Origin of the sequence: Chryseobacterium luteum, assembly GCF_000737785.1 — a bacterium.
Taxonomy (GTDB): domain Bacteria; phylum Bacteroidota; class Bacteroidia; order Flavobacteriales; family Weeksellaceae; genus Chryseobacterium; species Chryseobacterium luteum.
Genome location: NZ_JPRO01000023.1, coordinates 80,740 through 89,756, shown reverse-complemented (window position 1 = coordinate 89,756; position 9,017 = coordinate 80,740). Strand labels below are relative to the sequence as shown.

General features: G+C 37.1%; 7 protein-coding genes. 4 read left to right on the top strand and 3 right to left on the bottom strand.

What is annotated here, in order from left to right:
* Window positions 1-786: tetratricopeptide repeat protein (locus IX38_RS19025; protein WP_034707519.1), on the bottom strand; the 786-nt coding region annotated here is incomplete at its 3' end.
* A 567-nt stretch (window positions 787-1,353) separates the two neighbouring features.
* On the opposite strand from IX38_RS19025, the gene IX38_RS19020 reads away from it, so the two are divergent.
* Window positions 1,354-3,036 (top strand): APC family permease, encoded by a 1,683-nt coding sequence (locus IX38_RS19020; RefSeq protein ID WP_034707518.1) that lies wholly within the window; start codon window positions 1,354-1,356, stop codon window positions 3,034-3,036.
* Between the two features lie 122 nt (window positions 3,037-3,158).
* Complete coding sequence (locus IX38_RS19015; protein WP_051884910.1) at window positions 3,159-3,515, top strand: DUF962 domain-containing protein; 357 nt, start codon at window positions 3,159-3,161, stop codon at window positions 3,513-3,515.
* Between the two features lie 225 nt (window positions 3,516-3,740).
* On the opposite strand, the gene IX38_RS19010 is transcribed toward IX38_RS19015, so the two are convergent.
* Window positions 3,741-5,762: a DUF3857 domain-containing protein gene (locus IX38_RS19010; RefSeq protein WP_051884908.1), complete on the bottom strand. Its 2,022-nt coding sequence runs from the start codon at window positions 5,760-5,762 to the stop codon at window positions 3,741-3,743.
* A gap of 130 nt (window positions 5,763-5,892) precedes the next feature.
* On the opposite strand from IX38_RS19010, the gene IX38_RS19005 reads away from it, so the two are divergent.
* On the top strand, window positions 5,893-6,237 hold the full coding sequence (locus IX38_RS19005; protein WP_051884906.1) for a DUF4377 domain-containing protein: 345 nt from the start codon (window positions 5,893-5,895) through the stop codon (window positions 6,235-6,237).
* A 374-nt stretch (window positions 6,238-6,611) separates the two neighbouring features.
* Here the strand turns inward: IX38_RS19005 and IX38_RS19000 are convergent, their stop codons facing one another.
* A complete protein-coding gene (locus tag IX38_RS19000; RefSeq protein WP_034707533.1) occupies window positions 6,612-7,967 on the bottom strand; it encodes a deoxyguanosinetriphosphate triphosphohydrolase in 1,356 nt (451 codons plus the stop codon).
* A gap of 70 nt (window positions 7,968-8,037) precedes the next feature.
* On the opposite strand from IX38_RS19000, the gene IX38_RS18995 reads away from it, so the two are divergent.
* The gene (locus IX38_RS18995) at window positions 8,038-8,772 is read left to right on the top strand and encodes a DNA-formamidopyrimidine glycosylase family protein (RefSeq protein WP_034707517.1); all 735 of its coding nucleotides are present in this window, start codon (window positions 8,038-8,040) and stop codon (window positions 8,770-8,772) included.
* Window positions 8,773-9,017: the final 245 nt, after the last annotated feature.

Below are 9,017 nucleotides of genomic sequence, written 5' to 3'. Positions count from 1 at the left end.
TTTCATAAAATAACTCTCTCCGATGATCTTGTGAACCTCCGCTTTGTAGGAATCAGAAATATCTTCATTCAGAAGAGCAGTTCCTTCGGTAATCGCCTGATCATAATTCTTGTCATTATAGTACATCTGTACATAATAAGGACGCACCAGTTTGGAAAACTTCGGCTGGTCTTTTACAGAATCAAAATACTGGAACGCTTTATCACTCTGTCTGTTGGAATAATACAGGTGACCCAGCATATACGCGATGTCTCCTTTCTGAGATTCATCAGCTGTTTTATAGGCTTCCTCCAGAGCATCTGTAGCTCCTTTGGTATCACCCATCATGAATTTGGCATAGCCCAGTTTCAGAATATACTGTGTATTTTCTTCTTTTGAAAGCTGGTACTGATTCACTTTTTTCAGGGTCTCTAGAGCTTTTTCAAAATCTTTTTTAGCAAGATAATAATCGGCCAGCGGCAGATTGGCCTGAGCAAAATACGCAGAATTGGGATATTCTTTCATGAAGGCCGTTAACCCCTCCTCCGCATGGTTTTTCTGTAGAATCACCCCGATCACGTTATCAAAAAACTGTGCTGCTTCCTTTCTCGACTTGGACAAATTCTGATTGTAGAAGTATTGTCTTGCATATTCGAACTGAGAAGCATTGTATATTTTGGTCTGATAAAGATTTTCTGCGAGGCTGAATCTGTAATTGTCTTTCTGTGTAAAGTACTGTGACTGTTGTGCTTCGGAAGTTCCGAAATAAAGCACTGCAGCTGAGAGAAGGATTTTTTTTGAATTCATTCTTTTTCTGAATAAAAAGATTAGTCTTATAAGTTAACGAAAATATTAAAAACTTATTGTTTAAGCAAGTTTTAAAAGGTTTAATAATCCAAAATACCCGTTGAACACCTTTTACGGTCTGATGATAAAAAATAATTATTTTAGTATCATAAAAACCGGATAGATATCAACGTAGAGTTATTAAAAAAATATTTTGATTTAATCCTCATTCTACAGCAGCTAAAAACATACCATTACATGAAAATCAGAATACTTTTAGCATTAATTTTTGTAAACGGCTCTGCTATTTTGGAAAAACAGATGTGCTGCTTGTCTCAAAACTGACAGTCCGGCAATAATTACAGAGGCTAAAAAAACCAGCAAACTTACTTTTTCAGACTACTTTCTCCAGTTGGCAGCCGGAAATAAAATGGTACAACGACAGTTATGTGGAAATACCTATTTATCAAGAATAAAGGCCTTTAGCTCTTATAATCTCAGCTATTTTAACGAAATATTATGATTATACCCGACACCAAAATAAAAAATGATTACATTTGCTTTTTTTCAAACTCAAATAAATATTGAATGAATCAACTTTTTAGAAGGAAAAACTATTCAGAAACAGACACTTCTACCAGCCTTTTAAGGGTTTTAGGTGTTTGGGATATTGTTTTTTTTGGTATTGCGGCCATTATTGGAGCCGGAAGTTTCAGCAGCTTGGGTGAAGCGGTTTTCAGAGGCGGCCCCGGAGTGATTCTACTGTATTTGATTTGTGGTTTTGCCTGCGGTTTTACCGCATTATGCTACGCTGAATTTGCCAGCAGAATTCCTACAGCCGGCTCTGCGTATACTTATGCTTATGCCAGTTTCGGAGAGCTTATTGCATGGGTAATCGGATGGGCGCTTATCATGGAATATTCTTTCGGAAATATTTATGTGGCCTTTTCATGGTCCGATTATTTTACCAGCTTTTTAGAACGTCTGGGCATGCATATCCCCGATTATCTTACCTGCAGCTACACGGAGGCCCGAAAAGCTTTTCAGAACGGTTCCGAGAATAAAGAACTTCTGAACGCATGGAAGTCTGCCCCACTGATCGGCAGTTTAAAATTCATCGTTGACGTTCCTGCATTAGTGATCAACGGTCTTATTACATGGCTTTGTTATGTAGGAGTGAAAGAAAGTAAAAACTTCAATAACTCCTTAGTTATTTTAAAGTTAGCAGTCATTGTTCTAGTGATCCTCATTGGCTTTTCTTATATCAATACGGATAACTGGATCCCGGTAAATCCGGAAACCCATGTAGCTTCTTTCATGCCCAACGGTTTTGCAGGAGTAATGAGCGCAGTTTCAGGCGTTTTCTTTGCCTACATCGGTTTTGATGCATTAAGTGTGCTTTCCGAAGAAACCAAAGATCCTCAGAAAACCCTTCCTAAAGGAATGATTATTTCCCTGGTACTTTGTACGGTTATATATATTGCTTTAACACTGGTTTTAACAGGAATGGTTGATTACAGGAAGTTTGACGGTATAGGAGACCCGCTTTCATTCATATTTGAAAAATCGAATGCGAATGTTGCCTGGATGGAACTTGTCGTTTCCTTCGTAGCTATTGTTGCCATCACTACTGTATTGCTGGTTTTCCAGATGGGACAGCCGAGAATCTGGTATGCAATGAGCCGCGACGGACTGATGCCTGAAAAATTCAAGACTGTACACCCAAAATACAAAACCCCTTCATTTGCGACTGTTATTACAGGTATTGCGGTTGGAGTTCCTATTCTGTTTACAGATAAAACTTTTATTCTCGATTTCACAAGTATCGGAACAATCTTCGCTTTCGTACTGGTTTGCGCCGGAGTTTTAATGCTTCCTGCAAAACAGAAGATCAAAGGGAGGTTCCATCTTCCTTATATTAACGGTAAAATCCTATTCCCGGTTATTTTCATCGGCGGACTTATTGGTTTTTATCTATGGCAACCTGAATTTTTCAATAATTTAAGAGACTGGAATGATCCCAAAGAGGGCGAATTCAGAGCTTCGATTTTAGTTTTCATTCTGATCAACCTGATCCTGTGTGTTTTCACTTTTATTAAAAATTTCTCTTTAATTCCTTTAATCGGTTTAAGCTCCTGCTTGTATCTTCTTACAGGAATGAGCCATGAGAACTGGTTCTGGTTCGGACTATGGTTCGCTCTGGGTCTGGTAATTTATTTCTGCTACGGTTATAAAAACAGTAAGCTTAGAAAAGAAACGGTTTCAAAATAACAACACATAATACAATATAATAAAGGCAAATTCGCAATTCAGCGAATTTGCCTTTTTATTTTCTCATCAAATCGGCAGAATTATTGCATAGTTTGCAGTATAAACTATAAACCAATCTTGCCATGTCAGAAAGAATTAAAACATACAGAGAATTTTATCAGTTCTATCTTACCGAGCACAGTAAAACAGGAACAAGGATCTTTCATTTTATCGGAACCCTTCTGATATTTGTGGTGATCTGGTATGTTATCAGTTCAGGAAAGGAAAGGTTTCTGTGGTATATACCGATCTTTGGATACGGCTTTGCATGGTTCAGCCATGCAGTTATTGAGAAAAATACACCTGCTACTTTCAAATATCCTATATGGTCATTGATTTCGGATTTCAGATTGTTTTTTGAACTATTGACCGGTCAACAGAAATTCAGGGGAAAAACCCCGGAACTGAAGGAAACTGAGGATACTGAAGGTTTACATTAATGTGTACTTTTTCACCACAAAAGCTTTGATATATCAGCTTTTAAAGTTGAATGCCTGAATGTTTATAAATCCATTTAAGTTTCTAAAAATAAAAATTTGTTATGGTTGTACTCTGGAGATGGGATGATGTTTTATTGATTTCGGCGGCCTCCGGCCGCCGAAATCAATAAAACAAAACCTTAAATATAAACTTTAAATAAAAATCATAATACACTATATTACAACCTATTTAAACTTCTTCTTAAAGTTAAATTTAATCATATTCATCAGGCCGGGTTCTATAATATCTATTCCCAATCCGAAATTACTGTCTGCCACCCTGTGATGATCTTCACGGAATGTTTCAAACTGATCACGAGGAATTTCCATATTGACCAGAGGATTATATTCTATAAAAACCGTGGCTCCGTTTTTACTGATCTTTTTACGGCTTTTATACTCAAAATACGGATTGCTGATAGTGCTTTCCTGAACCGTATATTTTTCTTCGGTATCAATTTTCTGGTCTGTATATAAACTGATCTCATATTTTTCACTGTCGAAATTATGCCAGAACGGAAGATCTTTATGTATGAAATCCCTTGCGCTTGCCTTGATGACATTCCGGTCAAAATACATTAAGAAACGGTTTTTCTGCGGATCTGTATAATAAGGATTTTCTACTGTAGCGGTGTAATGAATCCTGAATTCATTTAATTTTTTATCATCGCTTACAATATCAATCACTGCATCTTTGAATATATTTCTAACATCGGTTCCGTTTCTGTCATTAGAATAATTGAGGGCATAAAACATAAAGCTGTTCCAGCTGTCTATGATCTCCCTTTTATTGGTAACCTTAAAATACCTTCTCATCGCATTGGCGCGGTTTCCTTTATAGGTCGTGGTGAGCTGCAGCCTGCCGGTTGTATTCCGGGCATTGAACTCTACTTTTTCATCAACACAGTAATAGGGGAATTTATATGATCCTCTCTCCTGCAATACCTGATCGTGTTTCACTTCAAGGTAATGCATAAAGTAAATGAAACCGCGGTTTTCTATCAGTCCGAATTCATCACGGATTGTGGCATCAATAAAATATTCCTGGCCTTTATAATGGATCTTCACCACCACATGATTAAAACTAAGCAGTGACGGCAGATAATATCTGATGTAATAATCGGTATGGAAATTAACAAGAACCACCGAGGAATCAACTCCGATGTAATCTAAAATAACCTTCAGTAAAACACATTTTGCCTTGCAGTCGCCCTGCTTGTTTTCATAGGTTACAGATGGCTCCTGCGGCTTGTGGCCATTCATTTCATCCGCATTGAAGATATAGTAAATATGATTCTGAACATATTCTATGGCAAACTGTAGCTTTTCATCCTGATCCGGTACTGCATCCAGCTTTTCAGCAAGATGGGGAGCAAAATCTTTTAAAGAATATTTACTGAACATTTCTTCATAAATCGGAGCAATATAGTTGGACAGGTCTTTCCAGCTGTTTTCTGTTGCAAAATCTATAAATGGGAAAATTTCACGGCCCGCATCTACCGGATTGATGTAATTCTGTTCTTCTATAATGAACCTCTCGCCTTTATTCAGACGATGGATCTCAGGCTCCAGAACATTTCCCTGCTCATCTCTGAAAAATGTTTTTTTATAAGCAATATTCTGCTCCCGGTCATTAATAAAAGTAAATTTAAAGTTTCCGTATGCCCAGTAATTATCCGGGCTCACCCATACATACTTTGAAAATTCCTTTCTCAGGAAATCACGTTCCGTAAATGCTTTACATCTCGAATCTTCAAGGATCAGAACATCATAAAGCCGGAGATCTTTAATGGTAATATTGATCTTTTTATTGCTGCTCAAAATTCCACCGCTGCTCTGGCTCTCGCTGTCCAGTACTTTTATTTTGGTATCCGGAATCTTATCTATCAGCACACCGTCTCTCAAGACACTGATCCTGTGAATACTGTATACTTCATTTTCTTCTACAATAACATCCGAAACAGAGGCTCTTTCTAAATTTCCCGGCTCATTCAGCGTATAGGCCATACAGACATATTCACTGTTTTCCTTATTGCTTGTATAATATTTTTTATCAAGAAAATAGCAGTAGTCTCTTCCTTCATCAATATGTTTCCTGGAAAATTCAGAGTCTCTGATTTTATCAATCAGCTCCTGATCTTCCATATTTCCTGCCCATGCCTCAGGTTTCTGAATTTTGTAATTTTCAATTTGAATTGGATTTTCCATATTATATTGGGTAAATGTTCTCGGTTAAATTTTAGAAACCTCAAATTAAATAATTAAAAAATAAAAAACAATAGCAAAACTGCATCAAAAACCGGCATAGTAATTGCGGCCACGATATAAAATAAAGTTTATGAAGATTGCAACCATTCTGAAAGGAGCTGTTCCTGCAGCGGCATTATTTACAATCATACAATGTACCGCTGCATCCAGCACTGCCGGAGCAGATGAAAAAACATTCATCATAGGACCGGAAACCGCAGACTGTACAGGTACAGCACCTATGAAATGTCTGCAGGTAAAAGAAAAAGCTTCAGAAGAATGGATTAATCTTTATACAAATATTGAAGGATTCACTTATGAGCCTGGATATGAATACGTTTTGAAAGTGAAAACCGAAAAAATCATAAATCCGCCAGCTGACGGATCTTCTATAAAGTATACACTGATAAAAGAGGTTTCCAAAACCAGAAAATAATACAGAGACTCCGGAAATGGACTGCCCCCAAAAAGTTAGACCCTTTTTAGGGGCATTTTTTATGCTTTTTAAATTGCTTATACTTTTAGTTTTTGAACCATTAAGATAATAAGTGGGTAAGAATATTAAGAGCCTGTTTAAATTTTATTCAATTATGATGTAGAAATAATTACTAAAGAAAAATATTTCTCTCGCAGATCCGGCAGATTTATTTCAGCTATAAAAATATGCGTAATCTGCCGGATCTGCGAGATTCAAAAATTTAAACAGCCCCTAATTTTTTTAAAGTCTTAACTCAGAATAATTGATCTTAATTATACTTTATTCCTTAAGCTTTTTTAATAGTGTAAAATAACAGAGACCTTTTAATAAGCTTAAACCGTCATTCCAATATCAATACCTTTGATTTTTCTGTAAAGATCGGTGGCAAAATTATCGGTCATTCCTGAAACAAAATCTACAACACCCAGTACTTTCTGATAATCCGATCCGTCTTCGTATACGAATTGTCTGGGAAGGAGTTTCAGCGCTTTTTTATCGTACGATTTTCGCTCTTCTTCAGGTTTCAGAATGGATGGAATGAAATGGTCAAGAAGCTCATACATCACATTATAGCCGGCGTTTTCAATTTCTACCACAGCTTTATGATTGTAGATCTTTTCAATAGAGAAAGCTTCGATATCCTTCAGAGCCTGGTTTTCAGATTTATACATATCAAGAAGTCCGTTATCCAGATTTCCGTGGAGAATGGTCTCGAAATTATGCTTGTAAATTTCAAGGGATTTATTGATCAGGGCATTAATTGCTTTTGCCCTCAGATAAGAGATCTTTTCATTTTCATTGGAAATGGAAGCCAGCTTATTTTTCACCCTTTCCGTATCATTGTTTTCAGATCTGATGAGTTCAAAAAACAGGTTTTCGCAATCTGATGTGGATACAATTCCCAATCTGTGGGCATCTTCCATATCAATAATGTTGTAACAGATATCGTCTGCCGCCTCTACAAGCCATACGAAAGGATGTCTTTTGAAAATACAGGGTTCTTCGCTTTCTAGAATTAAATTCGTTGCCTTTGCAATCTCAAGGAAAATATCTTTCTCATTCTGGAAAAACCCGAATTTCTTCCTGTGAATAATCCCTTTTTTCTTGGCAACGGCTTCACAGGGATATTTGGCTATACTCGCCAAAGTAGAAAAGGTCAGCTGGATTCCTCCTTCATCTTTTCCCTGCTGGCGCTGGGCCAGAACTCTTATGGCATTGGCATTTCCCTCGAAACTGACAAGATCTGCCCATTCTTTTTCATTAAATTTCAGCTTCAGCTCTTTTTCATTCCTTTCAAAATAACTCGCAATCGCATCTTCCCCCGAATGTCCGAAAGCCGGATTTCCTACATCATGGCAGAGACAGGCAGCTGCAATAACGTTTCCTAAATTATGAAGATAAAAATTTTTAGATTCCTCCGTAAGGTCATTTTTATAGGTTTCAAAGATAAATTCGCCGATAATACTTCCTAAACTCCGCCCCACCGACGAAACCTCCAGAGAGTGCGTCAGCCTGTTGTGTACAAAAACACTTCCGGGAAGAGGAAAAACCTGGGTCTTATTCTGTAGTCGTCTGAACGCAGAAGAGAAGATAATTCTGTCGAAATCTCTCTGGAAATCAGTTCTTGAAGCCTTAGTATGCGGATTGTTACCTGTACGCTGATTCGTAAAAATCTGGTTTAAATTCATCATTTTTCAAAATTACTCCAAATTTTATTTTTACGGAACAGTATTTGAACTTTTATTGAAAAGCAAAGCCATGCCTGAAGGACCATCCATCATCTTAATGAAAGAAAACCTGCAGCCGTTTGTCGGAAATCAAGTAACAGAAGCTTCAGGTAATGCCAAATTCGATAAGGAACCGCTCATTGGTCAAACCCTTAAAGAGATCCGTACTTTCGGAAAACAGACTTATCTTGTTTTAGACGATACAGCTATTCGTATTCATTTGCTGATGTTCGGATCATACAGTATTGATGAACAGACAAAACCAGATACAAGCCTGCGCCTCTCACTTCATTTCAAATCCGGAAGCATGTATTTTTACACCTGCTCCGTTAAATCTGTGGAACCTGAATTTTTATCATCAATAGATTGGGAAGCAGATATTATGAGTGATGCCTGGGATCCTAAAAAGGCCGAAAAGAAACTGAAATCCAAACCCGGAATGATGGTTTGTGATGCTTTGATGAACCAGGATATTTTTTCCGGCGTAGGAAATATCATTAAAAATGAAGTTTTGTTCAGGATTGGTGTGCAGCCTGAAAGTTTAACAGGAAATCTGCCTGCAAAAAAACTGAAGGAACTAATCGCAGAAGCGAGAAATTACAGTTTCGATTTTTTGGAATGGAAACGTGAATTCGTTTTAAAGAAACATTGGCTGGTTCATACCAAAACCACATGTCCGAAATGTGGCGGGAAACTAGTGAAAAAACAGACCGGCTTAGGAAAAAGACGAAGCTTTTACTGCGAAAAAGATCAGAAGCTTTACTAACTCATTAACCTTCAATTTAAGAATCACAAATCTATCTTCGTACAGTATTCGATGCCGGTATGAACAATAAGATAGTTTTTTACATCTTCTATAAAGTTTAATATCTGAATTGATTTTCTACCCAATAAAGCTTCTTTTTAATAAAAAAACAGGTTAATAAGTTACTTCTGATTCATCTTATTGAATTCAAAAGCGGTTGCAAATTTCCTGCTGCATCTCAATCCTTTCCTGGACGTTTAAATAAG

Excerpts from the sequence above, each read along its gene's own strand:
- IX38_RS19000 (WP_034707533.1), bottom strand. The coding sequence starts at position 7,967 with ATGAATTTAAACCAGATTTTTACGAATCAGCGTACAGGTAACAATCCG.
- IX38_RS19010 (WP_051884908.1), bottom strand. The coding sequence starts at position 5,762 with ATGGAAAATCCAATTCAAATTGAAAATTACAAAATTCAGAAACCTGAG.
- IX38_RS18995 (WP_034707517.1), top strand. The coding sequence starts at position 8,038 with ATGCCTGAAGGACCATCCATCATCTTAATGAAAGAAAACCTGCAGCCG.
- IX38_RS19015 (WP_051884910.1), top strand. The coding sequence starts at position 3,159 with ATGTCAGAAAGAATTAAAACATACAGAGAATTTTATCAGTTCTATCTT.
- IX38_RS19005 (WP_051884906.1), top strand. The coding sequence starts at position 5,893 with ATGAAGATTGCAACCATTCTGAAAGGAGCTGTTCCTGCAGCGGCATTA.
- IX38_RS19020 (WP_034707518.1), top strand. The coding sequence starts at position 1,354 with ATGAATCAACTTTTTAGAAGGAAAAACTATTCAGAAACAGACACTTCT.